The 26,556-nt window shown below is 71.7% G+C and carries 22 protein-coding genes; 9 read left to right on the top strand and 13 right to left on the bottom strand.

Features of this window, described 5'->3' with window-relative positions; translation table 11 throughout:
* The first annotated feature begins 32 nt into the window (after positions 1 to 32).
* Positions 33 to 1,625, top strand: coding sequence for a helix-turn-helix domain-containing protein (locus AB0F77_RS10100; RefSeq protein WP_361944423.1), 1,593 nt, complete (start codon positions 33 to 35; stop codon positions 1,623 to 1,625).
* Positions 1,626 to 1,658: 33 nt separating this feature from the next.
* Here AB0F77_RS10100 and AB0F77_RS10095 read toward each other — a convergent pair whose 3' ends face one another.
* Together AB0F77_RS10095 and AB0F77_RS10090 are read right to left on the bottom strand one after the other, a co-directional pair.
* Positions 1,659 to 3,206, bottom strand: coding sequence for a D-aminoacylase (locus AB0F77_RS10095; RefSeq protein WP_361944420.1), 1,548 nt, complete (start codon positions 3,204 to 3,206; stop codon positions 1,659 to 1,661).
* Positions 3,199 to 4,530, bottom strand: coding sequence for a cytosine permease (locus AB0F77_RS10090; protein WP_361944417.1), 1,332 nt, complete (start codon positions 4,528 to 4,530; stop codon positions 3,199 to 3,201). The genes AB0F77_RS10095 and AB0F77_RS10090 overlap by 8 nt, the downstream gene beginning before the upstream one ends.
* A gap of 149 nt (positions 4,531 to 4,679) precedes the next feature.
* On the opposite strand from AB0F77_RS10090, the gene AB0F77_RS10085 reads away from it, so the two are divergent.
* Positions 4,680 to 5,063 (top strand): nuclear transport factor 2 family protein, encoded by a 384-nt coding sequence (locus AB0F77_RS10085; protein WP_361944414.1) that lies wholly within the window; start codon positions 4,680 to 4,682, stop codon positions 5,061 to 5,063.
* A 95-nt stretch (positions 5,064 to 5,158) separates the two neighbouring features.
* Here AB0F77_RS10085 and AB0F77_RS10080 read toward each other — a convergent pair whose 3' ends face one another.
* The 7 genes from AB0F77_RS10080 to AB0F77_RS10050 form a co-directional block, all read right to left on the bottom strand.
* The gene (locus AB0F77_RS10080; protein WP_361944411.1) at positions 5,159 to 5,977 is read right to left on the bottom strand and encodes a tRNA U-34 5-methylaminomethyl-2-thiouridine biosynthesis protein; all 819 of its coding nucleotides are present in this window, start codon (positions 5,975 to 5,977) and stop codon (positions 5,159 to 5,161) included.
* Entirely contained in the window at positions 5,974 to 6,891 is a 918-nt protein-coding gene (locus AB0F77_RS10075) for a tRNA U-34 5-methylaminomethyl-2-thiouridine biosynthesis protein (protein WP_361944408.1), read from the bottom strand. The genes AB0F77_RS10080 and AB0F77_RS10075 overlap by 4 nt, the downstream gene beginning before the upstream one ends.
* A gap of 61 nt (positions 6,892 to 6,952) precedes the next feature.
* Positions 6,953 to 7,396, bottom strand: coding sequence for a RidA family protein (locus AB0F77_RS10070; protein WP_361944405.1), 444 nt, complete (start codon positions 7,394 to 7,396; stop codon positions 6,953 to 6,955).
* Positions 7,393 to 8,163 carry a 4-oxalocrotonate decarboxylase gene (locus AB0F77_RS10065; protein ID WP_361944402.1) on the bottom strand — a complete coding sequence of 257 codons (771 nt, stop codon included), beginning with the start codon at positions 8,161 to 8,163 and terminating at the stop codon, positions 7,393 to 7,395. The genes AB0F77_RS10070 and AB0F77_RS10065 overlap by 4 nt, the downstream gene beginning before the upstream one ends.
* Positions 8,164 to 8,228: 65 nt before the next feature.
* Positions 8,229 to 9,731 (bottom strand): 2-hydroxymuconic semialdehyde dehydrogenase, encoded by a 1,503-nt coding sequence (locus tag AB0F77_RS10060; protein WP_361944399.1) that lies wholly within the window; start codon positions 9,729 to 9,731, stop codon positions 8,229 to 8,231.
* A gap of 107 nt (positions 9,732 to 9,838) precedes the next feature.
* Positions 9,839 to 10,711, bottom strand: a complete 873-nt coding sequence (locus AB0F77_RS10055) for an IclR family transcriptional regulator (protein ID WP_361944396.1) — start codon at positions 10,709 to 10,711, stop codon at positions 9,839 to 9,841.
* A 10-nt stretch (positions 10,712 to 10,721) separates the two neighbouring features.
* The gene (locus AB0F77_RS10050) at positions 10,722 to 11,387 is read right to left on the bottom strand and encodes an NAD(P)-binding domain-containing protein (RefSeq protein ID WP_361944393.1); all 666 of its coding nucleotides are present in this window, start codon (positions 11,385 to 11,387) and stop codon (positions 10,722 to 10,724) included.
* A 96-nt stretch (positions 11,388 to 11,483) separates the two neighbouring features.
* On the opposite strand from AB0F77_RS10050, the gene AB0F77_RS10045 reads away from it, so the two are divergent.
* Positions 11,484 to 12,014, top strand: a complete 531-nt coding sequence (locus tag AB0F77_RS10045) for a MarR family transcriptional regulator (protein WP_361944390.1) — start codon at positions 11,484 to 11,486, stop codon at positions 12,012 to 12,014.
* A 160-nt stretch (positions 12,015 to 12,174) separates the two neighbouring features.
* Here AB0F77_RS10045 and AB0F77_RS10040 read toward each other — a convergent pair whose 3' ends face one another.
* The gene (locus tag AB0F77_RS10040) at positions 12,175 to 12,906 is read right to left on the bottom strand and encodes an IclR family transcriptional regulator (protein ID WP_361945100.1); all 732 of its coding nucleotides are present in this window, start codon (positions 12,904 to 12,906) and stop codon (positions 12,175 to 12,177) included.
* 144 nt (positions 12,907 to 13,050) lie between these two features.
* Between AB0F77_RS10040 and AB0F77_RS10035 the strand changes: the two genes are divergently transcribed.
* From AB0F77_RS10035 to AB0F77_RS10020, 4 genes are all read left to right on the top strand, one after another.
* Positions 13,051 to 13,899 (top strand): fumarylacetoacetate hydrolase family protein, encoded by an 849-nt coding sequence (locus AB0F77_RS10035; protein WP_361944387.1) that lies wholly within the window; start codon positions 13,051 to 13,053, stop codon positions 13,897 to 13,899.
* Positions 13,892 to 14,842 carry an acetaldehyde dehydrogenase (acetylating) gene (locus AB0F77_RS10030; RefSeq protein ID WP_361944384.1) on the top strand — a complete coding sequence of 317 codons (951 nt, stop codon included), beginning with the start codon at positions 13,892 to 13,894 and terminating at the stop codon, positions 14,840 to 14,842. Before AB0F77_RS10035 ends, AB0F77_RS10030 begins: the two co-directional genes overlap by 8 nt.
* Positions 14,839 to 15,852, top strand: coding sequence for a 4-hydroxy-2-oxovalerate aldolase (gene dmpG / locus AB0F77_RS10025; protein WP_361944381.1), 1,014 nt, complete (start codon positions 14,839 to 14,841; stop codon positions 15,850 to 15,852). Before AB0F77_RS10030 ends, dmpG begins: the two co-directional genes overlap by 4 nt.
* Positions 15,853 to 16,272: 420 nt before the next feature.
* Entirely contained in the window at positions 16,273 to 19,026 is a 2,754-nt protein-coding gene (locus tag AB0F77_RS10020) for a discoidin domain-containing protein (RefSeq protein ID WP_361944379.1), read from the top strand.
* Here the strand turns inward: AB0F77_RS10020 and AB0F77_RS10015 are convergent.
* A complete protein-coding gene (locus tag AB0F77_RS10015) occupies positions 19,016 to 19,909 on the bottom strand; it encodes a MerR family transcriptional regulator (RefSeq protein WP_361944376.1) in 894 nt (297 codons plus the stop codon). The two genes, AB0F77_RS10020 and AB0F77_RS10015, sit on opposite strands and share 11 nt — an antisense overlap.
* Positions 19,910 to 19,967: 58 nt before the next feature.
* Here AB0F77_RS10015 and AB0F77_RS10010 point away from each other — a divergent pair, with 58 nt between their 5' ends.
* Positions 19,968 to 20,435, top strand: coding sequence for a DUF6194 family protein (locus AB0F77_RS10010; protein ID WP_361945097.1), 468 nt, complete (start codon positions 19,968 to 19,970; stop codon positions 20,433 to 20,435).
* 331 nt (positions 20,436 to 20,766) lie between these two features.
* Positions 20,767 to 25,047: a discoidin domain-containing protein gene (locus tag AB0F77_RS10005; protein WP_361944374.1), complete on the top strand. Its 4,281-nt coding sequence runs from the start codon at positions 20,767 to 20,769 to the stop codon at positions 25,045 to 25,047.
* 244 nt (positions 25,048 to 25,291) lie between these two features.
* Here AB0F77_RS10005 and AB0F77_RS10000 read toward each other — a convergent pair whose 3' ends face one another.
* Both AB0F77_RS10000 and AB0F77_RS09995 read right to left on the bottom strand, forming a co-directional pair.
* Positions 25,292 to 26,164 carry a DUF2690 domain-containing protein gene (locus AB0F77_RS10000; RefSeq protein WP_361944371.1) on the bottom strand — a complete coding sequence of 291 codons (873 nt, stop codon included), beginning with the start codon at positions 26,162 to 26,164 and terminating at the stop codon, positions 25,292 to 25,294.
* Entirely contained in the window at positions 26,161 to 26,352 is a 192-nt protein-coding gene (locus AB0F77_RS09995; RefSeq protein WP_361944368.1) for a peptidoglycan-binding domain-containing protein, read from the bottom strand. The genes AB0F77_RS10000 and AB0F77_RS09995 overlap by 4 nt, the downstream gene beginning before the upstream one ends.
* Between the last annotated feature and the right edge of the window lie 204 nt (positions 26,353 to 26,556).

The raw sequence follows: 26,556 nt of genomic DNA, 5'->3' as shown, positions 1-26,556 counted from the left end.
ACCGTGCACGCCCCGAACGAAGGAACGGCGCGATGACGATGAGACTGCGCAGGCTGCTCGCCTCCGACGTGCTGGGGGAGCACACGGTCCTGGCCGGTGCGTCCGGGCTGTCGAACGTCGTCCACGCGGTGGTGACCGGTGCCGGGGCCCGCAGTGTGCGGGACGCGGCGCCGGGGAGCCTGGTGGTGTTCGCCGGGGACGGGCTGCGGCTGGAGGAACCGGACGCCGACCTGGCCGTCCGGTTCGCCGCCGGGGCGCGGGTCGCCGGGCTGGTCGCCCGCCGCCCGAGGAGTGCCGGGATCGCTCTGTCGACCCGGCGACTGGCCGACAGGCACGCCGTTCCGCTGATCGTCGTCGACCGGCCCGACCCGGCCGCCGCGGTCGCCGCGCTGGAGAGCGAGGTCCGCGCGCCGGAGATCACCCGTGGTCGCCTGATCAGCTCGGTGGTCCGGGAGGTCGGCGCCCGCTCCGGTGCGGCGGACATCGTGCGGACGCTCGGCAAGGTGCTGCGGACGCCCGTCGCGCTGCTGGACGGCGAGGCCCGTCCCGTGGAGGGTGACACGGGCGTCGACTGGCAGGGGCTGCTGGCGGCGGCGCGCGTACGGCTGGGCACGGACCATCCGGGGTCCCGCAGCCTCGGTGGCTCCGACGACCAGGAGGTGCTGCTGCACCCGGTGGTGCTGCCGCCGGGCCGCCGGGCCGACCTGTGGTTCGCCGCCGTGGTCGATCCGGACGGTCCCACCACGCCCGAGTCGGCGCGCGACTGTCTGGCGATCGCCGGGCTGGCGTTCACCTCCCATCTCGCGGGCCGTTCGCTGGCGTGGGCCCAGGAGGGGCGCGACCGTACGCTCCTGCTGACCGAGATCCTGGAGACCGCGCCTGTGCCGGCGCGGGACACCGTGGAGCGGGCCGCCATGCTGGGCTGGCGGCTGTCGGGCTGGCACACCGCGGTCCACCTGGCGTTCACCGCCCGTGCCTCGGAGGGCCGGCCGATGGGCGCCGTCGGGCTGCTGGAGGCCGCGCTTGGCCGGGCCGGTCTGGACGTGTCCCTCGTGGACCGTCCCGAGGGGTGGATGTTCTGGGTGACCGACGACGCCCCGCCCGACGCCGCCGCGATCGGGCGGCTGACCCGTGCCGTGCGGGCGGCGCTCCTCGACGCGGGGTCGCGCGGGCGCACGGGGATGCTGTGCGCGGGAGTCGGTCTCCCCCACTCGGGCGCCGCCGGGATCGGCGCGTCGCTGGAGGAGTCGCGCCGGGCGTGCATGATCGCGCGGGCGCGGGCGGTCGGCGGCGCGGTGGAGGTCACCGATCCGGGCGGGCTGCGAAGGCTGCTCGACGCGTGGTACGCGTACGCGCCGACCCAGGAGCTGGCCGACGAGGTGCTCGCCCCGCTGCGGCAGATCGACCCCACCGGTGAGCTCGGCCGGACCCTCGCCTGTTATCTGGACCATGAGTCGTCGCTGGCCACGACCGCCGCGGCGCTCGGTGTGCACCGCAACACCGTGCTCAACCGGCTCGCCCGGATCCGGTCGGCGCTCGGTGTCGACCTGGCCGACCCCAACGACCGGCTCGCCGCGCACCTGGCGACGCGCGCCGGCCGTATGGACACCCCCGAGGCGGAGTGAGCCGTACGGACACCCCCGAGGCGGAGTGGGCGGTCAGCGCGCCCGCAGCACCCGGCCCGCCCGTACGCCGGTGAACACGCCCCGTTCGACGACGGGTGTGCCGGCGAGCAGGACGTGCTCGATGCCGACCGGTGGCCGGCGCGGGTCGGCGTAGCCGCCGGGGTGCGCGATCCGCACGGGGTCGAAGACGCACACGTCGGCGACGGCTCCCGGCTCCAGGCGGCCCCGGCCGGTGAGGCCGAAGCGCTCGGCGTTGGCGGACGTGCACTTCCGTACGGCCGTCGGCAGGTCCACGACGCCGAGTTCGCGGACGTGGTGGCCCAGGAACTCGGGGAAGCACCCGTGGTCGCGGGGATGGCCGGGTCCGGCGGTGGGGGTGCTGTCCGAGCCGATGCCGATGAGCGGATCGGCGAGGACGGTGCGTACGTCGTCCGGGTCCATGGCGGTGAGGACGGCGGTGGCGGCCGGGTCGGCGGCGACCGTACGGCACAGGGTGTCCCAGGGGTCGCCGTCGTGCGCGAGTTCGGCGAGGGTGCGGCCGGCGACGGCGGGGTCACGGTGCCGGGCCACCCGGACGTCGGCCGCGGCGACCGCGTTCCACAGTCCCCGGCCCGTCGCGGCCAGGGACCTCAGCGACTCCCGCGCCCCGGGCTCGGTGAGGCGTCGTACCAGCGCCTCGCTCCCGCCCGCCACGGCTTCCGGGGGCAGCAGCGCGACCAGGACCGTCGCCCCGGCGGTGTAGGGGTAGGCGTCGCCGCGTACGTCGACGCCCCTGGCGCGGGCCGCCCTCAGCCGGTCGAGCAGCGCGGGCGCGGAGCCGTGGTTGCGCCGTCCCGTGACCTTGCAGTGGGAGACCTGGAGCGGGACGCGGGCGCGTTCGGCGACCTCGACGGCCTCGTCCAGCGCGGCGAGCAGTCCGTCCCCCTCGTCGCGCAGGTGCGTCGCGTAGATCCTGTTCCGGGGCCGCAACACCTCGGCGAGCGCGGCGAGTTCGGCGGTGTCCGCGTAGCTGCCGGGGGCGTAGACGAGGCCGGACGACAGACCGAACGCACCCGCGGTGAGGGCCTCGTCCAGCAGGGTGCGCATGCGGTCGAGGGCGCCGTCGCGAAGGGTCTCCCGCATGCCGTTGGCGGCGATCCGCAGGGTGCCGTGTCCGACGAGTGCGGCGATGTTGGTCACGGGCCCGGCGTCCTGGACCTCGTCCAGGTACCGCGCGAAGGTGCGGGCGGCCGGGGCGGTGCCGCAGGCGAGGTCGCCGTAGAGGCCGCCGAGCGTGCGGGCGCCCTCCTCGTCGGCGGGGGCGAAGGAGATGCCGCAGTTGCCGACGATCTCGGTCGTGACGCCCTGGAGCAGTTTGCCGGGCCGGACGTCGGCGGCCAGCGGCATCAGGTCGGAGTGGGTGTGCGCGTCCACGAACCCCGGGGCGACGGCCAGTCCCGTGACGTCGACGACGCGGCGGGCGGCGCCGACGTCGTGTCCCACGGCCGTGACCCGGCCGGCGGCGACGGCGAGGTCCGCGGGTGTGCCGGGCGAGCCGAGCCCGTCGTAGACCGTGCCGCCCTTCAGTACGAGGTCATGCATCGAGCACGACCTTCGGCTCGGCGGTCGTGGTCTCGCGCGCGCTGCCGAAGGGCCGGACGAGTCCGGCCCGGCCCGCGGCCGTGTAGAGCAGGAAGCCGCACAGGAGGGCGTTGAGGCTGGGGAGGCCGAGCGGCACGGTGGCGCCGACCGTCGCCGACGCCGCCCACACGACGAGCGTGGCCGGCACCCATTGCGGGGCGGTGGCGGGCAGCCGTCCCGACGCGCGGCTCTCGTCCAGCTCGGGACGCCAGCGCCGTACGACGAAGTACTCGGCCAGCATCACGCCGGCGACGGGCGGGAACACATAGCCCAGCACGTCCAGGACCGTCGCGAACCGGTCCAGGACCCCGGCGGCGGCGAGCACGCTCCCGGCCAGGCCCAGGACGACGGTCACGGCTCCGCGGTGCAGCCGCCGTCCGGTGAGCGATTCGAGGAACCCGACCGTGCCGAGGCTCGCGCTGTACAGGTTCCAGTCGTTGATCTTCAGGGTGGCCGCGACGACGACGATCGCGCCCACCCATCCGACGGTGGAGACGACGATGGCGATCACGTCGGCGGAGCGTGACGCGTGGGCCAGCAGCACGCCCGCGAGACCGATCACGTACTCGCCGAGGGTCACTCCGACCAGGGTCTGCTTGACCACGTCGCCCGGCGTGCGGTTGAAGCGTGTCATGTCGGGGGTGATGACCGCGCCGACGATGAAGCTCCCCGCGACGAGCGTGGTCCCCTGCACGAGGGACAGCGGCGGTCCGGCCGGTGTCCCGGGGACGAGGTCGCCCCACGCGTGGCCCGACAGGGCGCTCCAGACGGACGACGCGACCAGCGCCAGGAACAACGGCACCGTCACATAGGCGGTCCAGGCCATGGAGCGGATGCCCACGACCACGATCGCGGTCACGCCCAGGCCGAAGACGAGGGACCAGACCCAGGAGGGCGGACCGCCGAAGAGCGCGACCAGCCCGTCGGCCGAGACGGCCGTCTGGATGCCGAAGGCGACCGTGATCGCGACCCCCATGAGCAGTCCCAGCAGGGCGCTGCCGCCCCGGCCGAAGCCGGTCCAGCGGACCAGTACGGTGGTCGACAGCCCTTCGCGTACGCCGATCACTCCGACACCGATCGCGACGAGTTCGAGGATCACGGAGCCCAGGGTCAGGGCCCAGAACGCGTGCCAGAAGTCCATGCCGAACCCGAGCGTCGCGCCGACCAGGAACTGGATGAGCGCGGACAGCTGCCCGAAGCGCTGCACCGCGAGACCGAACCAGGACCGCCGTGCCGAGGCCGGCACTCTGGCCAGGGCGTAATCGTCATGTCCGTTGCGTGACATGTTCTCTTCCCTCCTCCGTTGGTTCCCTGGTGGAGGAAGGTAGAGGCCGTCCGCGGCATCGGGGATGGGCGGTCCGCACAGCCGGAGGGGCCGAAGCAGCACGAACGCCCACCGGGCGGCGTGGCGGCCCCGGCCTAGCATCGGTGCCCATGGACAAGGCATCCGAAGACGTCATCGCCTGTGCGCGGCAGTGGATCACGCGGGCGCACGCCCGTGACGTCCCCTACGTCGAGCAGGCGTCGTACACCCCCGCCGGTTCGGCCGTCCACACGGTCGCGTCGGGACCGGACCCGGGGCTCACCCTGGCCGACCTCCTCGGGCATCTGGCCGAGTATCCGCCGCGCGAGGTGTCGGACCTGAGGCTGGAGGGCTGGACGCATCGGGACGTCGCCTGGCTCACGGGGACGGGCCGGGTGGACATGCTCGAAGACGGCTTCCTGGACGTGCGGTTGACGTTCGTGCTTGTCCGTCTCGGCGACGGGTGGAAGGTGGCGCACTGTCACATCTCGGAGGGTGTCGCGCACGAGGTGTGACCCGCGCGCCCGTGCCCGCGAGCGGGGAGGGGCCGCCGGTTTCGGAAGCACCCCTCCCCTTCCGAAACCGGCGGCCCCCGCTCGTAGCCCCGCCGTCAGGGCGTGAACTCGACGACCGCGCCGCCAGAGCCGCACAGCGGTCCGTAGCCGAGGACGTCGGCACCGCTGTACTTCCCGCCCAACGCGCCGAGGACGAAGGCGAGATGCTTCATCCCCATGTCCGCGCGGGCCACCGCGGCGTACTCGGGAATGTACGCCTCGACCCGTTCGGCGTCCGCCTCGGTGACGAGGTCGGCCAGGCACCGGTTGGCGGCGTCGTCCTCCGGCGAGGCGATGCTGTCGTGGTCGAAGTCGACGCCCTCGCGGTGGAGGGAGCCGGACAGTCCACCGATGCCGACGACGGAGACCGAACGGCCGTGCCGGGCGGCGGCCTCGACGGCGGCGGCCCCGAGCCGCTTGGTGGTCTCCCACGAGTGGTACAGGTTGTTGGTGGTGACCACCAACGGGCGGGCCGCGTCGGCGTTGAGCGCCTTGGACAGCACGATCGTGCCGGCGTCGATGGGGAACTGGTCGTAGTCGCAGCCGCGGGAGCGGACTCCGAAGTCGCCGGTGGCGGCGATCGCGCTCTCCGCCACGGGCACGTCGACCTCCAGTGTCCAGTCGATGTGCCCGAACTCGTGCCAGGTGTGGTCGACGAACCGGCCCTGCATCCGGGACCGGGTCAGCCACATCTGGTCCACCACGGCCATCCAGCTCGTGGAGTACACGATCAGCGTGTCGGGGGCCGCCTTCTCCAGCGAGCGGCGGGCCCTGTCCAGCCCTTCCACGACGGGGCGCAGGGCCGCGGCGTCGGGCCGGAGCAGCGGCAGCGGGCTGCCGGGGACGAGGTAGGCGGACTTGATCTCTGCGCTCATGACAGACCAGCTCCCGCGAGGGTGACGGAGGACGCCTCCATGTCCCATTCCATGATCGCGTTCCCGGTGCCGATGACGGTCCCGTAGCCGTGCAGCTGTGCGGGGATCTCCGGGTAGCCGAGGGCGGCCATCATCCAGGTGAAGCCGCCGGACTTGACCTCGGCCGCGGCCTGGTCGATGAACTCGGGGAGCAGGGCGACGGCTTCGGCGGTCTCGCCGCGGCGCAGGAGGTCGATCATCCGCATGTCCCAGCGGTAGCCGTCGTTGCTCTTGGGGTGCTCCCGGGTCATGTCCTCCGGCGACTCCGGCTCCGCGCTGAAGTGGAAGTGGGAGAGCGTGTTGGAGGCGAGGACGACGGCTCGGCGGCCGGTGCGTTCGATGGCCTTGGCGGTGGCCCTGCCGAGGAGGTCCATCTCCTCCAGGCCCTCTTCGGTCTTGAGGTAGTACGGGGAGTTGTTGGCGCTGAGGCCGACCACGGGGATGTCCCACTGGGGCCGGATCATGTGCAGGGTGGTGATGGTGCCGTAGTCCACCCGGAAGTGCGGGTTGGTCATGAGCTTGGCGGTGAGGCCGATGGCGCGCGCCTCCTCGTGGCAGGCGCGCGCCAGTTCCACGTCCACGTCGAGGTCGAAGTGGTAGCGGAACAAATGGGGGAAGATGGGGTCGACCGACTTGCCCTTGAGCCGGGGCACGCCGAGGAAGTGGTGGCCGACCTGGGTCTCCCAGTGCGGCGAGTGCACCAGGAGGACGTCGGGGCGGTGCTGTTCGAGGGTGGCGCGGGCCCGCTCGTAGGCCCAGCGCAGTTGCTCCCAGCCGCCGTTGGAACGCGGTTCGTTCTGTGGTGGGTTCTCCCCGTAGACCTGGTGGGGCGGGTGCGGGGCGAGGTAGCCCGCGACGATCCTGCCTGCTGTCATGGCGATGCCTCTCGGTCGTGCCGTGGTGAGGGTGTCGGGTGGGTGCCCGGCCGGGGGAAGGTCAGCGGGCCTGGGTGTCAGGGGGCCGGGAGAGTCCGGGTCGGTGGGCCACGGCCTGGATCTCCAGCAGCAGGTGCGGGTGCGGGAGTTGGTGGACCGCGACGGTGGTGCGGGTGGGGCCTGTCTCGTCGAGCAGTTCCGCGTAGACCTCGTTGTATCCACCGAAGTCGTTCATGGACACGAGGTAGGTGGTGACCTGGACCAGGTCACCGAGTTCCGCGCCGACCGCGGCGAGTGCGGCCTCGACGTTCCTGATGACGGCCCTGGTCTGGACGCGGATGTCAAGGGTGGTGGTGCCGAACTCGTCGACGGTGGCGCCCTCGATGGTGTTGTCGGGGCGGCGGGCGCTGGTGCCGGACACATGGACGAAGTCGCCGGCGGTCCTGACGTGCGGGAAGCGGCCCCTGGGGGTGGCGAGCGCCGCGATGACGCGGGCGGTGCTCATGCCACACCCCGTACCGTCAGGTGTCCCAGGCCGGCGATGTCGCACCGGGTGACGCCCGCCTCGAAGCGCAGCGCCTCCGTGGCGGCGCCGGCGAGGATCACGCTGCCCGCCGTGAGCCGGATGTCGTGGCGCCGGCTCATGGTCACCAGTTCGTGCAGCGCGCGTCGGGGGTCGCCGAGGACGGCCGAGGTCGATCCGGTGGCGACGGCGGAGGGGGTGTCGAGGCGGACGGCGCGGCCACCGGGGTTCTCGTACGGCTGCCAGGCGCCGAGGACGAAGGCCGCGGCGGACGTGTTGTCGGCGATGACGTCCGTGTAGGTGAAGCGGAATGCCTGGTAGCGGGAGTCGATGATCTCCAGCGCGGGTGCCATCGCGTCCACCAGGGACTCGATGTCCGTACCGGGGTCGCCGGGGTCGACGTCGGCCGCGAGCCGGAACGCGATCTCCGGTTCGATCCGCGGATGGATGAACGCGGTGAGGTCGACGGCGTCGCCGTCGGCGTGGCGCATGGTGTCGGTGAGGTGTCCGACGATGACGTCCGAGACTCCCATCTGGGCCATCTTGGCGCGGCTGGTGAAGCCGAGTTTCACGCCGACGAGGGTTTCGCCGCGTGCGGTCCTGCGGCGGATCAGGGTGTGCTGGACGCGGTAGGCGTCGGCGACGGACAGTTTGGTCGCGGCCGCGATGCTGACGGTGTCACGCCGTCGGCGCTCGGCCTCGTCGAGGCGCTCGGCGAGCGCGTCGACGTCGGTGTCGGCGAGGGTCATCCCGGTCGGCTCCTCGGTGGGTCGTGCGGGTGGGGGCGGTCGGCGGCGGAGCGCGGCGGGCCGGGTCACAGCTGGACGCACACGTTCACGGGCTGGGTGTAGAAGTGCAGCGAGTGGAGTCCGCCTTCGCGGCCGATGCCCGACAGGCCCGAACCGCCGAAGGGGGAGCGCAGTTCGCGGGTGAACCAGGTGTTGACCCACGAGATGCCCACGCGCATGCGCTGGGCGACGTCGTGTCCGCGCCGGAGGTCGTTCGTCCAGACGGAGGCGGCGAGACCGTACTCGGTGTCGTTGGCGAGGGCGATAGCCTCCTCCGCCGTGTCGAACGGGATCAGCGCGGCCACCGGGCCGAAGATCTCCTCCCGGACGGCCCGGTCCTTGTTGGTCAGTCCGGTCCAGAGGGTCGGTTCGATCCAGGAGCCCCGGGACAGCGGCCCCATCTCGGGGGTGCCGCCGCCGGTGAGCACTTCGGCGCCCGCCTCCTCGGCGAGGGCGAAGCAGTCGACGACCTTGCGCCGGTGCCGCTGGGAGATCAGCGGTCCCGTGGTGGTCGTCTCCGACCAGGGGTCGCCGAGGCGCAGCGCCCGCGCCCGGCGGGTCAGGCCCTCGGCGATCTCGTCGAAGACACCGCGCTGGACGTAGACGCGCTCGGTGCACAGGCACACCTGGCCGGTGTTCGCGAACACGGAGCGGGTCAGTCCGTCGAGGACCTCCTCGGTGTCGACGTCGTCGAAGACCACGGCCGCGTTCTTGCCGCCGAGTTCGAAGGAGACCGGGCGGACGCGCGGGGCGACGGTCCGCATGACCCGGGCGCCCGTGGCGGACGAGCCGGTGAAGGTGACACCGTCGATGCCCGGGTGTTCGGTGAGGTGCTGGCCCGCCGATCCGGACCCGAAGCCGTGCACCACGTTGTAGACGCCGCGCGGGGCACCGGCCTCGTTCATGACCTCGGCCAGCAGCGAGGCCGTGGAGGGGGTCTCCTCGCTCGGCTTGACGACGACCGCGTTGCCGCAGCCGAGCGCGGGGGCGACCTTCCAGGTGAGCAGGAGCAGCGGGAGGTTCCACGGCACGATGGCGGCGACGACACCCAGGGGCCGGTGCACGGTGTAGTTGAGGGCACGCCGGCCGCCGGCCGGTTCGGTGAGGTACGACTCCTGTCCGGCGGCGGCGATGACGTCCGCGAAGGTGCGGAAGTTCAGGATCGCGCGGGTGACGTCGAGTTGGCGTGCCTGGGTGACCGGTTTGCCGGTGTCGCGCACCTCGGCGGCGACGAACTCCTCGAAGCGGCGCTCGATGCCGTCGGCCACGCGCCGCAGGAGGGCCACCCGTTCGCGGACGGGGCTGTCGGCCCAGCCGGTGTCCAGGGCGCGCCGGGCGGCCTGGACCGCCCGGTCGACCAGTGCGGCGTCCGCCTCGTGCACATGGGCGAACACCTCCCCCGTGGCCGGGTCCGTCTTGTCGAAACCGCCGCCGGGAACCGGGGGCCAGAATTCTCCGTCCACGAAATTCCGGATCCAGGTGACCTGCGCGGCCGTGGAATCCGCCGGGACCGCTGCGCACGGGGGCACGGTGCCTCCCTCTCGTCCGTGTGACGTGTCGGCTCTCGTGGCGCCCACGTGAATTCCGTTGCGCGGCCGACCCATAACCCGATGAGGCGGAGGAGGGGATCAATTCCTCAACCGCTCGGACGACCGTCAGTATGTGTGCCGCGGTAATCGGATTCCATCGGCCGGTTCCGTCCAGCAGAACCGAATTCTCCGCAGCCGGACGGACCTTGGCCGCAGGGGCGCAGCGCGGCGGCCGTTCCCGTCGCGGCGTCGCGGACGGCTCTCGCGTGGCGTTCGGGGCGGAAGGCGGGCAGGGACCCGACGACGCTGATCGCCGCGACGGGTCCCTCGTGCGTGTCGAGGACCGGTGCGGCGACGCAGGCGATTCCGGCCGCCGACTCCTCGTACTCGAAGGCCACTCCGGTGGCGCGGACCTGCTCCAGCTGCCGGCGCAGCACGAGGGCGGAGGTGATGGTGCGGTGGGTGCGGGGGGCGAGTCCCCGGCCGACGACGCGTGCCAGGGTCTCGGACGGCGAGTGGGCCAGCAGCGCTTTGCCGATGGCGGTGCAGTACAGCGGCATTCGGCCGCCTACGCGTGAGGGTGCGAGGGCCTGGCGGTGTCCGCCGATCTTCGCGACGTACACGACTTCCATGTGGTCGACGATCCCCAGGTGCACGGTTTCGTGCGTGCGCTCGTACAGGTCTTCCATGAAGGGAATGGCCACTTCGAGAAGTCTGCGTTCCGTGGAGACGCGCATTCCGAGTTGGAAGAGCTGCCGGCCGAGGCGATATCCGCCCTGCGGTGTTCTGTCGATCAGATGGACGCCGACCAGGTCCGTGAGCATGCGGTGCAGGGTGGCTTTCGGGAATCCGGTGCGGGCGCGGAGCTCCGTGAACGAGACGGAACGGTCCTCGGCCGTGAAGGACTCCAGGAGGGTCACGGTCTTGCCCAGCACCGTGTTGCAGTCGTGGGGCGTCGGCCGATCGGGGTCGTACGGCACGCCGTTCCCCTCAGCCGATCGGTCCCAGCAGTTTCCATCCGCTCCGCCAGGGCAGTTTGCCGCGGGCGTTGAGCGTGATGTTGAGGAAGGCCATCTCCTCCAGGGCCCGGGCCATCCGGAGGCCGCCGGCGTCGACGGGACGGTAGCCCAGGGACTCGGCGAGTGCGGCGACGGTCTCCTTGGCGGCGGTGTCGTCTCCCGCGTAGAGCGCGTCGAGCGGGACGCCGTCCTCCTCCGGGTCGCCGTGGCGCGCCGCGAAGACGGTGTTGAACGCCTTGACGACGGCGGCGCCGGGCAGATGGCGCTGGATCTCCTGGGCGGCCGAGGACTCCTTGACGATCAGGTCGGTGAACGTGCCGTTGAGGGGGTTGGTCGCGTCGATCACGGTTTTCCCCGCGACCGCCGACGCGATCTCGTCCGCGACCTCGACGGCCGCGTTGCCCGGCACGGCCAGGACGATCACGTCCGCGGCCGCCACCGCCGCTCTGTTGTCCTCGGCCGCGTCGGCCCCCGTCTCCGACGCGGCCTCCGCGGCGTGTTCCGGTCGGGAGGCGCTGAGTGTCACCTCGTGTCCCGCCCGGACCGCCGCCCGTCCCAGTGCACGGCCCACGTTGCCACTGCCGATGATCGCCATACGCATGGTTCCGCTCCTTCGCGCGGCTCGCTGTCCGCCCAACCTAGGAGTGGGGTATCTTCCTGGTCAACTAATAGGGATGAAGATATTTCCATGTCAGGTTGTTCTGGTCCGATCGCCCGGAGGTACAGTCACCGCATGCCTTCACGCAGGTCCGACCACTCGTCCCCCATCCACGACCCCCTGCTGACGACCTTCGGACGGCTCATCGAGGCCAGCAATCGGTCCGAGCGGTGGATGGCCCGGCGGCTCCAGGACCAGTGCGCGCTGCCGCACCCGTGGTTCGAGGTGCTGCTGCGGCTGGCCCGTTCCGAGGGGGGACGGCTCACCATGGGGGAACTCGCGGTGCAGACGACCCTCACCAGCGGGGGCATCACCAAGCTGGTCGACCGTCTGGAGGCGGCCGGGTTCGTCGCCCGCGTCCCGTGTCCGAAGGACCGCAGGGTCGCCTTCGCCAGCATCACGGACGACGGCCGCGCGAAGCTGGACGAGGCGGCCCGGTATCAGCGGGTGAACGTCCGTGAGCTGTTCCACGACTTCACCGAGGACGAACTCACCCTGTTCGACGGGCTGATGGACCGCCTGCGCGGGGCCGCGCCCGGCGCGGAGCGCGGCGGCACCCCGGACGGCGAGGCGGGGACCCGGGGCGCGGACCGCCGCACGGCCTGACGACGGGCGGCTCCCGCGCCGACCCGCGGGTGGCGGCGCGCGAGTGGGACACCGCGACGGCGCTCCCCCGGCCGGACGCCTCGTGCGCCGTACCCGGCCGTACCGCCCTCGCCCTCGCCCTCGCCCTCGCCCAGTGTGTGGTCGCTCAGGGGCGGCGGTGTCACGTCGGACGGACGCCCCCGCGCAGGACACGGGACAGGCCGAGGGCCGCGGTGCGTACGGCGGGGGCCAGGTGCGCCGGGCGGAACTGTTCGCGGGGGACGGCGACGGAGAGGGCTGCCACGGCGGTGGCGCCCGCGAAGACCGGGGCCGCGATGCAGCTCACGCCCGGCGCCGCCTCCTGCTCCTCGTACGCCAGTCCGGACACCTGGGTCTGCTCCAACTCGGTGCGCAGGCGCACGGGATCGTCGACCGAGTGCCGGGTGAGCCTGGGCAGCGGCGCCGCGAGGAGTTCCTCGGTGACCTCGGGTTCGGAGAACGCCAGCAGGGCCTTGCCGATCGCGGTGCAGGTGAGCGGGAGCCGCCCGCCGATGCGCGACGGCAGCGGGAACGGGGCGTGGCCGTGGATGCGCTCCAGGTAGACGACGTCCGCGCCGTCCCGGACGCCGAGGTGCACGGTCCGGCGGGTGCCCTCGAAGAGGTCCTGGAGGAACGGCAGCGCCGCCTCGCGCAGATCCAGCCGCCGGGGGACGAGCGAGCCGAGCTCGAACAGCCGCCCGCCGAGCCGGTAGTGCTCACCCACCCGCTCCAGGAAGCCCAGCCTGACGAGGTCTCCGGCGAGACGGAAGGCCGTGGTCTTCGACAGTCCCGCCCGTGCGGCGAGTTCCGTCAGTCGGAACTCCTCCCCCGAGGGGTGAAAGACGTCCAGGATTCCGGCCGCCTTGTCGAGCATGTTTCCGCTGGCGTTGTTCCGCGACATGGAACGGATTTTGTCACCCCGATCCGGAGTCGCCTATACCTGGGCGCACACCCGACGGCCCCCGATCCCCTGGAGGTTCCGTATGTCGTCGTCCGTCCGCCCGACGGGGAGGCTGCCGTGACCGAGGTCGCCGGAGTCTCCCCGACCGCCAGTCGGCAGATCGCGGTCCGGCAGGCCGCCGACCTGCTGGCGACCGCCTCCCGGACCGGCCGTCCCTGCCCACCCGTCCGGGACCTGTTCGCCCCCGGTGACATCGAGGCCGCGTACGCGGTGCAGCGGGTGAACACCGAGCGCGCCGTCACCGCGGGGCGCCAGCTGGTGGGCCGCAAGATCGGCCTCACCTCGCAGGCCGTTCAGCGTCAACTCGGCGTCGACCAGCCCGACTTCGGTGCCCTGCTGGACGACATGACGGTGCCGCCCGGCGGCCTGGTGCCCGTCGGCCGGCTGCTCCAGCCGAAGGTGGAGGCCGAGGTGGCCCTCGTCCTCGGTGCCGGACTGCCGGACGCCGGGTGCACGGTCGAGGACATGGTGGCGGCGACGGAGTTCGCCGTCCCTGCCCTGGAGATCGTGGACAGCCGGGTCGCGGACTGGGACATCACCCTCGTGGACACCGTCGCGGACAACGCGTCCTCGGGACTGTTCGTCCTCGGGGAGGCCCGTGTGCCCCTGGGCCAGGTCGATCCGCGGACCGTCCGGATGACCATGTTCCGCAACGGCGACGTGGTCTCCGAGGGAAGCGGCGCGGACTGTCTGGGGAGTCCGCTCGACGCCGCCGTGTGGCTGGCCCGCACCCTGGCCCGGCTGGGTGATCCGCTGTGCGCCGGGGACATCGTCCTGACGGGCGCGCTGGGTCCGATGGCCGTGGCCGCGCCGGGTGACGTGTTCGCCGCCTCGCTCTGCGGGTTGGGGCCCGTGAGCGTCGTCTTCGCCCAGGAATCCACCGAGGAGGGAGCAGCGGATGAGTGACCGCGTCAAGGTGGCCGTGATCGGTTCCGGCAACATCGGAACCGATCTGATGATCAAGATTCTGCGGTTGTCGGAGCACCTGGAGATCACGGCGATGGCCGGCATCGACCCGGACTCCGACGGACTGGCCCGGGCACGCCGGCTGAAGGTGGCCACCACCCACCGGGGCGTGGACGGCCTGGTGGCCATGGACGAGTTCGCCGACGTGCGGTACGTCTTCGACGCGACCTCCGCCGGGGCGCACCGCCGTCACGACGAGGTGCTGCGCGGCCTGGGCCGGACGGTCGTCGACCTGACGCCCGCGGCGGTGGGCCCGTACGTCGTCCCGCCGGTGAACCTGGACGAGCACCTCGGCTCGCCCAACGTCAACATGGTCACCTGCGGAGGCCAGGCCACCATCCCGATCGTGGCGGCGGTCGGCGCGGTCACCCCCGTGCACTACGGCGAGATCGTCGCGTCGATCTCGTCCCGCTCCGCCGGTCCCGGCACCCGCGCCAACATCGACGAGTTCACCGAGACGACGGCCGCCGCGATCGAGACGGTGGGCGGCGCCGCACGGGGCAAGGCGATCATCGTCCTCAATCCGGCGGATCCCCCGCCGATCATGCGCGACACGGTCCACTGCCTGGTCTCGGACGCGGACCCGGAGGCGATCACGGCGTCGGTCGAGTCGATGGTCGGCAGGGTCCAGGCGTACGTGCCCGGGTACCGGCTCAAGCAGAAGGTGCAGTTCGACACCGTCACCGGCGACGATCCGCTGCGCGCCCTGCTGCCGGACCGTGTGACCGGCGCCCCGGTGAAGGTGACCGTGTTCCTGGAGGTCGAGGGGGCGGCGCACTATCTGCCCGCCTACGCCGGGAACCTCGACATCATGACGTCCGCGGCCCTGCGCACGGCCGAGCGCATCGCCCTCCACCACGCACAGGAGGACTCCCCCCGATGACCAGTGTGTACGTCCAGGACGTGACGCTCAGGGACGGCATGCACGCCGTCCGGCACCGCTGCACCGTCGAACAGGCCCGCGTGATCGCGGCGGCCCTGGACGCGGCCGGGGTCGCGGCGATCGAGGTCTCCCACGGGGACGGGCTGTCCGGCTCGTCCGTCACCTACGGGGTCGGCGCGCACACCGACTGGGAGTGGATCGAGGCGGTCTGCGGCGCCACCGCGCGGGCCGTGCCGACGACCCTGCTGCTGCCCGGCATCGGTACGCTGAGGGACCTGCGGCAGGCGCACCGCCTGGGCATCGGTTCGGTGCGGATCGCCACCCACTGCACCGAGGCCGACGTCGCCGCCCAGCACATCGCCGCGGCGCGGGAACTGGGCATGGACGTGGCGGGGTTCCTGATGATGTCGCACCGGGTGGAGCCGGCCGAACTCGCGCGGCAGGCGAAGCTGATGGAGTCCTACGGCGCGCACTGCGTCTACGTCACCGACTCCGGCGGCCGGCTGACGATGGACGGGGTCCGCGACCGTGTCCACGCCTACCGCGACGTCCTCGACCCGGCCACCGAGGTCGGCATCCACGCCCACCACAACCTCGCGCTCGGTGTGGCCAACAGCGTCGTCGCCGTGGAGAGCGGCGCCGTCCGTGTGGACGCCTCGCTGGCGGGGCACGGCGCCGGGGCGGGCAACTGCCCGCTGGAGGCGTTCGTCGCGGTGGCCGACCTGATGGGCTGGGAGCACGGCTGCGAGCTGTTCCCGCTCATGGACGCGGCCGACGATCTCGTACGGCCGTTGCAGGACCGTGAGGTCCGCGTCGACCGCGAGACGCTGAGCCTCGGCTACGCGGGCGTGTACTCCAGTTTCCTGCGGCACGCCGAGACCGCCGCGGCCCGCCACGGTCTCGACACGCGCGACGTGCTCGTGGAGGCGGGCCGCCGCGGCATGGTGGGCGGCCAGGAGGACCTGCTCACCGACATCGCCCTCGACCTCGCCGCGTCGACCGCGAGGTGACCTCCCCCGCCGGGGGATACGGGCAGCTCATCGACGGTCGGTGTTGATGAGTCAGGTTCATTCGAGAAGGGGAGGGTGGGGTCACGGAAGGGAATCCGACGTAACCACCTGGTACATGACGCTTCTTCACTCCATGGGACCGCGTTCGAACTGGCATTGACCCGACTCTTCCCATGCGCGGGGCGCGACTGTCATAGTGACGGCGCGAATGAGTCGGACTCATCGGACGGGTAAGGAGCGACCCTGGTGTCCACAGGACCGCGCTCACGGCCCGCCGCCGCTCTCCCCACTCGCGGATGACGCAGCCTTCCACCGCTGCCGAGCACATGACGGCAGCGGTTTCCCATGGCGAAGCGAAGGACCTCACCAGTGACACACGCGCACAGACACCGCTCGCGGCGTCGAGTCCTCCACCTGGGCGTGGGCAGTACCCTCGTCCTGCTCTCCGGCTTCCTGTCCGGCGGCTGGGCGTCCGCGACGCCCGCGCTCCACGACGCCCCGGCGATCACCCTCGCCGTGTCCCCGGACGGCCGGGGACACGCCTGCTCGGCCCAGGAGCCCTGCTCGCTCACCACGGCTCAGGACACGGTCCGGGCCACCACGCGGGCCGGGCAGCACGACATCCACGTGGTCCTGGCCGACGGGACGTACCGTCTCGACCACACCCTGGCCTTCGACGCGGCGCGGGGCGACGGCGGAGGAAGCGACCACACCGTCACCTACGAGGCGGCGCCCGGAGCGCATCCCGTGCTCAGCGGCGGGCGGCGCGTCAGCGGCTGGAAGCAGGGAGCGGGAGGGGTCTGGCAGGCCACCGTGCCGGCCGGCACCGACACCCGCCAGCTCTACGTCGACGGCGTGCGGGCGACACGCGCCCAGGGGGCGAGCCCGACCCGGTTCACGCGCACGACCACCGGCTACACCACCTCGGACACGACCCTGGCCGGCTGGAAGAACGTCTCCGACGTCCAGTTCGTCTACAACGTCGGCTGGACCGAGATGAGTTGCGGCGTCGCGTCGGTGTCGGGCACCACCGTCACCATGGACCAGCCGTGCTTCGACAACTCGACCAAGAAGGGCTACGGCGTCAACGCCAATCTGCCCGACGCGGTCGAGAACGCGAGGGAACTGCTGGACGACCCCGGCGAGTGGTACCTCGACCGGTCGGCGCACACCGTCTACTACCTGCCCCGCGCAGGGCAGGACCTGAAGAACGCCGACGTGGAGATCCCCCGTCTGCAGACCCTGGTCTCCGGCACCGGCACGACACAACGCCCGCTGGCGGGACTGGCGTTCAGGGGCATCTCCTTCGAGTACGGCGGCTGGACCGAGCCCGACGGACCGAACGGCTTCTCCGAGGTCCAGGCCAACATGCGCCTCACGGGTGACGACGCGTGGGAGAAGCAGGGTTCCTGCGACCGCTTCTCCACCACCGACCCCGGTACCTGCCCCTACGGGAACTGGACGATGACGCCGGGCAACGTCGTCTTCGACCACACGCGGGACCTGACGATCACGGACTCCACGTTCCAGCACCTGGGGGCGGCCGGGCTGCAACTCGGCCGCAACGTCCTCGGCTCGACGCTCCGCGGCAACGTGTTCACCGACATCTCCGGCAACGGCCTGGAGATCGGCAACGGGGAGGACGCGACACCGGCGGACCTCTCGGTCCTGCCGGCCCGCAACACCGTCGCCGACAACTGGATACACGACATCGCGGTGGAGTACACGGGCGGCGTCGGTGTGTTCCAGGGATACACCCGGGACGACGTGATCGAGCACAACCAGATCAACGACGTCCCCTACAGCGGGATCAGCTCCAACTGGGGCTGGGGCCGCACCGACACCAGGACCTCCGGGAACAAGATCCTCGACAACCTGGTCTTCGACGCCATGCAGCAGCGCTTCGACGGCGGCGGCATCTACGTCCTCGGCAAGGAGGGCGACTCCCTCGCGAACGGCCTGCTGATCAAGGGCAACGTCGTACGCAACGGCGGCCAGGGCGGCCACGCCGTCTACACCGACGGCGGCAGCGAGTACGTCACCATGACCGGCAACGCCATGTTCGGCAACGCGACGTACTCCATGGGCGGTTGCAAGGAGGCCGACCTCCCGTACGGGCACTTCTCCTTCACGGGCAACTACGTCGAGGACACCACCCCGAACTGGGCCTGCGGGGCACCCGACGACCTCACGCTCGACAACACCCGGGTCGCCGCCGACGGCACCGGCGTGCCCGCGGACATCGTCGCCCACGCGGGACTCGAGCCGCGGTACGCGCACCTGGCCGCCCCCGAGGCCGGCGTGACGCCGACGAACCTCGCGGCGGGCAGGCCCGCGCAGGCGCAGTTCCTGGACGGCAGCACCGCCGCTCTCCAGCCGGGAACGCAGTTGGCCGACGCGACCGACGGCTCCTTCGGCACCTGGGTCCAGGCGAGCGGGCAGTTCCGCTGGCAGCTCGTCGTCGACCTGGGCGCGTCGCGCACGCTCGGCACCGTCACCGTGGGAATGCCGAAGCCCCACTTCGCCACCGACTTCCACACGGACGTCTCCACCGACGGACAGACCTGGACCACCGCCGGAGCCGTCCACGGCAGCGGCTGGGGAACCGTCCCCGTGGTGTTCTCCTCACCGGTCGAGGCGCGGTACCTCCGCATCGTGGCCGACAAGCCGGACGACTGGGGCCAGCGCGGCGACCAGATGGCCATCAGTGAAGTGGGCGCCTACGCACCGGTCCGTGGCGAGGCGAACCTGGCGCTCGGCGCGCCCGCCCAGGCGCTGTTCATCGACCGGACGCAGGCCGACATGCAGCCGGGCTCCCTGCCCTCCTACGCCACCGACGGGAATCCGTCGACATGGGCGCAGGCGACCGGACGGTACCGCTGGATACAGCAGATCGACCTCGGAAGGGCGAAGTCGGTCGACCTGATCACCCTGCTCCAGCCCGACGACAAGTTCGCCACCGACTTCCACGTCGACGTCTCGACGGACGGCGCGAGCTGGAACACGGTCGCACGGCACACCGACTCCGCCGGAGGCATCACCGGCGTCCAGCTCGACGCACCGGTGAAGGCGCGGTACGTGCGGGTCTTCGTCGACCGGCCGGACGGCGGCGGTCAGACGGGAGGCCAGATGGCGGTCAGCGAGCTCTCCGTCTACGGCCTGGTCACGCAGTAGGGCGGCCCGGGCACTCGGTGACGTCCGGGTCGGCGGCCGTGCGGTCGCCGGCCCGGACGTGGTGTTCTCCGGCGTATGTGACCACGGCCGCCAGGTCGGCGCCCGCCCGCAGCAGCGCCACGGTGCGTACGGCGATCCCGTCGAGGCGCTGCCGCAGCACGCGCTCGGTCTCCTCCACGCCGTCGAAGCGGCCCAGGGAGTCGACGATCTCCCGCACGGCCGGGATGCCGTGCCCCGAGCCGCGGAGGGCCGCGACGATCCTGGCCGTCCTGATCGCCGGAAGGCCGTAGCGACGTGCCCGCAGCGACGTCACCCGCTCGGGAGCGAGAAGCCCCTCCTGCTCCCAGAACCGCAGGGTCGAGGGCCGCACACCGAGCGCCCCGGCGAGCTCCGTGATCGTCATGGCGTCGCCCTCCCCCACGTCACTGTCACCCTCCGGCCCGTCACCCACAGTCCCGGACCCGGCCCCGCCGGCTTCGGCCCTGTCCGCCTCGGCCCTGTCCGCCTCGGCCCTGTCCGCCTCGGCCCTGTCCGCCTCGGCCCTGATCGCGTCCAGGGCCTGTCGGGCGCGCAGGGCCTCGTCCCGTTCCCGCGCGAGCCGGACATGGACCGCGTTGACCGCCGAGGCGGCCTCCGCGAGCGTCGCCGTTCGCAGTTCCGTGAGCAACTGCCGGGCGACGACGGGGCCGACGGCACCCGCGAGCCCTCGGTAAGCGCGGAGGGCCCGCACGTGAACCGGTGAGTAGGACCGGTAGCCGTTGCCCGACCGAGCGGCCGGGGGAATGACGCCCAACCGCTCCAGGTCGCGCACCTGTTGGGGCGAGTACCCCGACTCCCTTGCGACGTCGACCGTCCTGAGCCGCTCCTGTGCTGCGTCGTTCACCGGCCCCTCCCTCGCCAACCCCACACAAGCACTTGAAGGTGATGCTTGAACCATGAGTATGGAACAGATCATCACGACCGTGCGCGGCTTCACCGGCGCGCTGGTGCTCGTACCCGAACCGGGCGGCGATTTCCCGGAGTTGGCGTGGGGAGACGCGTTCTTCTACTACGCCCCCGACGGCCGGGTGCCGCGCGACGTGCAGCCGTACGGGACGATCGTCACCAAGGACTACCCCGACGACACCGCGTCCGACCTCGACCCTCCGGACCGCTGGCGGGTGAACGTCCGTGTCGGCCGCGCGACGTTCCGGGAACTCACCGGCGAGGAGCCGCGCGCCCTCGGCCGCCCCCGCGACTTCGCGGTCACCGACACGGTGCTGCCGCACCCGGTGTACGGCGCCCTCGGCTGGATCTGCGTCGTCGATCCCGGCGCGCGGACGACGGACACGGTCCTGGCGCTCCTGCGCGACGCCCACGACGCCGCCCGCGCACGCTTCGAGCGGCGCGCAAGTCCGCGTTCATTCTGACGTCCAGGAAGCGCAAAATCTTACGCACATTGCAAGTTCTTGCACTTCCCAGTTCACGGGCCTGAATCGGCGGGAAAGCGGCAGGGACAACGCATCCGGGATCGAGTCACGGTGAGATCCGTGGAACTTGCACCGTCCCTGCCGTAGACGAATCCACAAGCCTCTGCAATATTGCGATGAAACACTGCAAGAACCTGCGCACTGTCAGGTACATGATGTGCGCCCCCGGACAGCTCCTGCCGCTCTGTCGAATCGCGCCACCGCTCCGCCCAGGAACGAGCCGCCCCCGCCGCCCCTCCGGCGCGCGAACCTCTGCAGGGAGTGACCCCGCATGACCCGACACAAACCGAACTGGTGGAGACGGCGCGCAGCCACGGCCGCGCTGGCCTCCACCGTCATGGTCCTGGGGCTGCCCGCCCTCGGCGCGCACGCCGCCGGCGGCCCAGACGCCGCCGCGGACGGCGCGGCCAGGGCCGGCAGCGCCCTCGGCGCCCACCCGGCCGCCGCCGTCACCGACGGTGACGCCGAGACCTACTGGCAGGCCGCGAAGTCGTCGGCCCAGTGGGTCCAGACCGACCTCGGTCGCACCCAGCGCGTCCGCCAGGTCGTGCTGCGGCTGCCCGAGCAGTGGCAGACCCGCAAGCAGACGCTGGCCCTCCAGGGCAGCGCCGACGGCAAGAGCTTCGCCACGCTCAAGTCGTCGGCGCAGTACGTCTTCAGCCCCGGCAACGGCAACACGGTGAAGATCTCCTTCCCCGCGACCCTCGCCCGCTACGTCCGGGCCGACTTCAGCGGCAACTCGGTCGCCGCCACCGCGCAGCTCGCCGAGATGAAGGTCCTGACGACCGCCGCCGCCGCGACGCCCAACCTCGCCCAGGGCAAGCCCTTCAGCGAGAGCGGACACGCCGACGTCTACGGCGCGGCCAACGCCGGTGACGGCAACCGCTCGACCTACTGGGAGAGCACGAACAACGCCTTCCCGCAGTGGGTCCAGGTCGACCTCGGCTCGTCGGTCCAGGTCAACCAGGTGAGCCTGCGGCTGCCCAGCGGATGGCCGAGCCGCAGCCAGACCCTGAAGGTCCAGGGGTCGACCGACAACCGGAACTTCACGGATCTGACGGCGTCGAAGGCGTACACCTTCGACAGCGGCAACGACCAGTCGCAGGACATCACGTTCGACACCACCACCACGCGGTACGTGCGCGCCCTCATCACCGCCAACACCGGCTGGCCCGCGGGGCAGTTGTCGGAGCTGGAGGTGTACGGTCCGGCGACCGGCGACACCCAGGCGCCCACCGCGCCCTCGAACCTCGCCTACACCGAGCCGGCCACCGGGCAGATCAGGCTGACCTGGAACGCGGCCAGTGACAACACGGGTGTCACCGGCTACGACGTCTACGCCAACGGACAGCTGCGGGCGACCGTCGCCGGGAACGTCCTGACGTACACCGACACCCAGCCGGCCGGCAGCGACATCACCTACTTCGTCCGGGCCAAGGACGCCGCGGGCAACGTCTCCGCGAACAGCAACAGCGTGACCCGCAGGGGTGCGGGCGGCGACACCCAGGCACCCACCGCGCCGGGCAGCCTCGCCTACACGCAGTCCGGCGGCGACGTGAAGCTGACCTGGCAGGCGTCGGCCGACAACGTCAAGGTCACCGGCTACGACGTCTACGCCAACGACCAGCTCCTCGGGTCCGTGGCGGGTGACGTCACGACCTACACCGACACCCCGTCGGCGGCGGCCACCGTCACGTACTACGTGAAGGCGAAGGACGCCGCCGGAAACGTGTCCGTGGCGAGCAACAGCGTCACCCGACCCGGTTCACCGACCGGTCCGGGCTCCAACCTCGCCCAGGGCAAGCCCATCGAGGCGTCCTCGTACACCTTCACGTACGTCGCCGCCAACGCCAACGACGGCCAGACCGGCACCTACTGGGAGAGCGGGGGCGGCGCCTACCCGGCCACCCTCACCACCGCGCTCGGCGCCAACGCCGACCTCAGCCAGGTCGTCGTCAAGCTCAATCCGGACGCCGCCTGGTCCGCGCGCACCCAGAACATCCAGGTGCTCGGCCGTGACCAGGACGCCACGGCCTTCACGAGCCTGGTGGCGGCGAAGGACTACTCCTTCTCCCCCGCGAGCGGCAACTCCGTGACCATCCCGGTCTCCGGCGCCGCCGCCGACATCCAGCTCAAGTTCACCAGGAACACCGGCGCCCCGGGCGCGCAGGTGGCCGAGGTCGAGATCATCGGCACCCCGGCCGCCAACCCGGACCTCAAGGTCACCGGCATCACCAACTCGCCCGCCTCCCCGGTCGAGTCGGACGCCATCAGCCTCACCGCCACCGTCACCAACGGCGGCAGCAGGCCGGCCAAGGCGACCGACCTGAACTTCACGCTGGGCGGCACGAAGGCGGCCACCGCGGACGTCCCGGCTCTCGCGGCCGGCGAGTCCAGGACCGTCACGGCGGGCATCGGCACCCGGGACGCGGGCAGTTACCCGGTCGGCGCCCAGGTGGACCCGTCGAACAAGGTCATCGAGCAGAACGAGGCGAACAACGTCTTCACCCGCTCCGACGCCCTGGTCGTCAGGCCCGTCTCCAGCTCCGACCTGGTCGCCGCGCCGGTCGCCTGGACCCCGTCCAGCGCCTCGGCCGGTGACGAGGTGCGGTTCACCGTCGCGATCAAGAACCAGGGGACGACGGACTCGGCCTCCGGCGCCCACGGAGTGACCCTGACGGTCCTGAACGCCCAGGGCGCCACCGTGAAGACGCTCACCGGCTCCTACAACGGCACCATCGCGGCGGGGCAGACCACCGCCCCGGTCTCCCTCGGCTCCTGGACGGCCGCCAACGGCAAGTACACCGTCAGGACGGTCATCGCCGACGACGCCAACGAGGTACCGGTCAAGCGGGCCAACAACACCACGACGCAGGCCCTGTTCGTGGGGCGCGGCGCGGACATGCCGTACGACATGTACGAGGCCGAGGACGGCACGGTCGGTGGCGGCGCCAGGGTGGTCGGTCCGAACCGGACCATCGGTGACGTCGCGGGCGAGGCCAGCGGCCGCAGGGCCGTGACCCTCAACGGGAACGGCCAGTACGTCGAGTGGACCACCCGGGCGGCGACCAACACCCTCGTGACCCGCTTCTCGATCCCCGACGGCACCACCACGACACTCAACGTCTACGTGGACGGCCAGTTCCTCAAGCCGATCGACCTCACGTCCAAGTACGCCTGGCTGTACGGCAACGAGACCGCACCCGGCAACTCGCCCGGCGCCGGGGCCCCGCGGCACATCTACGACGAGGCGAACGTGCTGCTCGGCAGGACCGTTCCGGCCGGTTCGAAGATCCGGCTCCAGAAGGACGCGGCCAACACGTCCACCTACGCCATCGACTTCGTCAACACCGAGCAGGCGACGGCCGCCGCGAACCCGGACCCGGCCGCCTACGCGGTCCCGACCGGCTTCGCGCACCAGGACGTGCAGAACGCCCTCGACAAGGTCCGGATGGACACGACGGGCAAGCTGATCGGCGTCTACCTGCCCGCCGGCGACTACGAGACCTCCAGCAAGTTCCAGGTCTACGGCAAGGCGGTCAAGGTCGTCGGGGCGGGGCCCTGGTTCACCCGCTTCCACGCGCCGTCCTCGCAGGAGAACACCGACGTGGGCTTCCGGGCCGAGGCGAGCGCCAAGGGCTCCTCGTTCGCGGGCTTCGCCTACTTCGGCAACTACACGTCCAGGATCGACGGGCCGGGCAAGGTGTTCGACTTCTCGAACGTCTCCGACATCACCATCGACGACATCTGGGTCGAGCACATGGTGTGCCTGTACTGGGGCGCCAACACCGACAACATGACCATCAAGAACTCCCGCATCCGGGACATGTTCGCCGACGGCATCAACATGACGAACGGCTCCACGGACAACCACGTCGTCAACAACGACGCCCGCGCCACGGGTGACGACAGCTTCGCGCTCTTCTCGGCGATCGACGCGGGCGGGGCCGACGAGAAGAACAACCTGTACGAGAACCTGACGTCGACGCTGACGTGGCGGGCGGCCGGCATCGCCGTCTACGGCGGCTACGACAACACCTTCCGCAACATCCGTGTCGCCGACACCCTGGTCTACTCCGGCATCACGATCTCCTCGCTGGACTTCGGCTACCCGATGAACGGCTTCGGGACCGAGCCCACGACGATCGAGAACGTCTCCCTGGAACGGACGGGCGGCCACTTCTGGGGCTCGCAAGTCTTCCCGGCCATCTGGGCGTTCTCCGCGTCCAAGGTCTTCCAGGGCATCCGGGTCAACGACGTCGACATCGACGACTCCACCTACGGGGGCGTGATGTTCCAGACCAACTACGTCGGCGGCCAGCCGCAGTTCCCGGTGAAGGACACGATCTTCACCGACATCTCCATCACCAACTCCAGGAAGAGCGGGGACGCGTTCGACGCCAAGTCCGGATTCGGCATCTGGGCCAACGAGTTGCCGGAACCCGGCCAGGGCCCGGCGGTCGGCGAGGCGATCTTCCGCAACCTGCGGATGAGCGGCAACGCCGAGGACATCCGCAACCGCACCAGCACCTTCAAGGTCACGGTCCAGTAGGTCCGGACCGGCACGTCACCACGCACCAGGGGGCCGCTCTCCAGGAGGGCGGCCCCTCGCCGTGTCCCGGCGCGGGAGCCGCCCCCCGGGATCAGCGGCCTTCCGGTGCCTTGCGCTCGTCGATGATGCGATGGGCCCGGGCCAGAGCGGCCGTGGCGGTCCTGCGGTACTGGGTGCAGCCCTGCTCGTTCAGGGTGAGCAGACGGTCGAGGGCGGCCCGTCCGGCGTGGTCGGGGGTTGCGCGTCAGGGACGGAAGCACTGCGCGTGTGTGCTGCCCGACGGTTCGAAGCACGCGCGGAGGCCGCTGAGGTCGCTCCCGTCGATCATGGGCGTGACGAGGGAGCTCTCCGCGTCGTACCGGTCGGTCACCGTGATCCGCTGTGCTCCGCCGCCGGGGACGGAGACTTCGAGGGCGTCTCCGACGTGCGTGTTCCACAGCAGTGCCCACGCGGCGTGGCACCGGGTGCTGAACCTGAAGGCCAGCAGGGCTCCGGTGGAGGCGCGGCGCCGTGTGCCGACGTCCCTGACCTGGCCGGGCATCGCACAGCCCATCGTCTCCGGGTCCCTCCCCGAGCACGCCCCGCTCCGGCACGCGGGAGCGGACCGGGCGGACGGCACGGCGGCCCTCTTCGTGGCGTCGCCGGTGCGGGTCGTCGGGATCAGGGCCCACAGCGCGGCGGCGAGGGCGAGCACGCAGACGGCCGCGACGAGCGCCCGCCTCCGACGACCGGGGCCCCGTCCGCCGGACGACCCGCTCGGCGTCCCGCCACCGCGCCGCCCGTCGCTGAGCCGCCCACCACCGAGCCGTCCGTCGGCGTCCGCGGGAGGCGCGGGAGGCGCGGTTCTCAGGGCCCGTCCGCTCCACTCCTGGTCCGCCAGCTCCCACCACGCCATCAGGCGCCCGGCGGGTTCGTCCGCCATCGCGCACAGCGCCTCGACGGCCCGCCGGGGGGCGAGTTGCTTCCCGTTGAGATAACGCTCCCAGGAGGACTTGCTGTACGGGGTGCGCCCGGCCAGCGCGGCCATGCTCAGGCCCGTTCGCTTCCTGAGTTCGCGCAGCCCCTCCGCCAGCCGGGCGCAGGCGGGACCGGCGGCGGACGGCGCGGGGTCCGTCATTTCCGCAGCGCCTGCCAGGTGTGCGGGCCCACGATGCCGTCGGGGGGCAGACCGGCCTTCTCCTGGAAGCGCTTGGCGGCGCGTGTGGTGTTCCGGCCGTAGACGCCGTCGATGCCGCCCGGGTCGAAGCCCCGGTGCCGCAGCAGGCACTGGGCCTCCACGACGTCCCACCCGGGCTGGGAGAGCACCGCGGTGCGGGTGGTGCTGTAGCCCGCGTAGAGCCGTCCGCCGTTGCGCTCGACCGTGCAGGGGTACGTCTTGCCGGGCCTGTAGGCGAAGGAGCCGTGAGCCAGGGAGACCGCGCCGGCCGTCGTTCCCGCCCTGTCCTGTCCCCCTCCGCCGTGCCGGTCTCCTGCCGCCAGGACTCCTCGGCCATGTCGCGCAGGACCAGC

The sequence above is a fragment of the Streptomyces sp. NPDC026672 genome, assembly GCF_040638185.1.
GTDB lineage: Bacteria > Actinomycetota > Actinomycetes > Streptomycetales > Streptomycetaceae > Streptomyces.
This window is presented reverse-complemented; position numbering and strand designations above follow the sequence as displayed.

Coding starts and splice junctions, on each gene's coding strand:
- AB0F77_RS10100 (WP_361944423.1), top strand. CDS start 33: ATGACGATGAGACTGCGCAGGCTGCTCGCCTCCGACGTGCTGGGGGAG.
- AB0F77_RS10095 (WP_361944420.1), bottom strand. CDS start 3,206: ATGCATGACCTCGTACTGAAGGGCGGCACGGTCTACGACGGGCTCGGC.
- AB0F77_RS10090 (WP_361944417.1), bottom strand. CDS start 4,530: ATGTCACGCAACGGACATGACGATTACGCCCTGGCCAGAGTGCCGGCC.
- AB0F77_RS10085 (WP_361944414.1), top strand. CDS start 4,680: ATGGACAAGGCATCCGAAGACGTCATCGCCTGTGCGCGGCAGTGGATC.
- AB0F77_RS10080 (WP_361944411.1), bottom strand. CDS start 5,977: ATGAGCGCAGAGATCAAGTCCGCCTACCTCGTCCCCGGCAGCCCGCTG.
- AB0F77_RS10075 (WP_361944408.1), bottom strand. CDS start 6,891: ATGACAGCAGGCAGGATCGTCGCGGGCTACCTCGCCCCGCACCCGCCC.
- AB0F77_RS10070 (WP_361944405.1), bottom strand. CDS start 7,396: ATGAGCACCGCCCGCGTCATCGCGGCGCTCGCCACCCCCAGGGGCCGC.
- AB0F77_RS10065 (WP_361944402.1), bottom strand. CDS start 8,163: ATGACCCTCGCCGACACCGACGTCGACGCGCTCGCCGAGCGCCTCGAC.
- AB0F77_RS10045 (WP_361944390.1), top strand. CDS start 11,484: ATGCCTTCACGCAGGTCCGACCACTCGTCCCCCATCCACGACCCCCTG.
- AB0F77_RS10040 (WP_361945100.1), bottom strand. CDS start 12,906: ATGCTCGACAAGGCGGCCGGAATCCTGGACGTCTTTCACCCCTCGGGG.
- AB0F77_RS10030 (WP_361944384.1), top strand. CDS start 13,892: ATGAGTGACCGCGTCAAGGTGGCCGTGATCGGTTCCGGCAACATCGGA.
- dmpG (WP_361944381.1), top strand. CDS start 14,839: ATGACCAGTGTGTACGTCCAGGACGTGACGCTCAGGGACGGCATGCAC.
- AB0F77_RS10010 (WP_361945097.1), top strand. CDS start 19,968: ATGGAACAGATCATCACGACCGTGCGCGGCTTCACCGGCGCGCTGGTG.
- AB0F77_RS10005 (WP_361944374.1), top strand. CDS start 20,767: ATGACCCGACACAAACCGAACTGGTGGAGACGGCGCGCAGCCACGGCC.
- AB0F77_RS10000 (WP_361944371.1), bottom strand. CDS start 26,164: ATGACGGACCCCGCGCCGTCCGCCGCCGGTCCCGCCTGCGCCCGGCTG.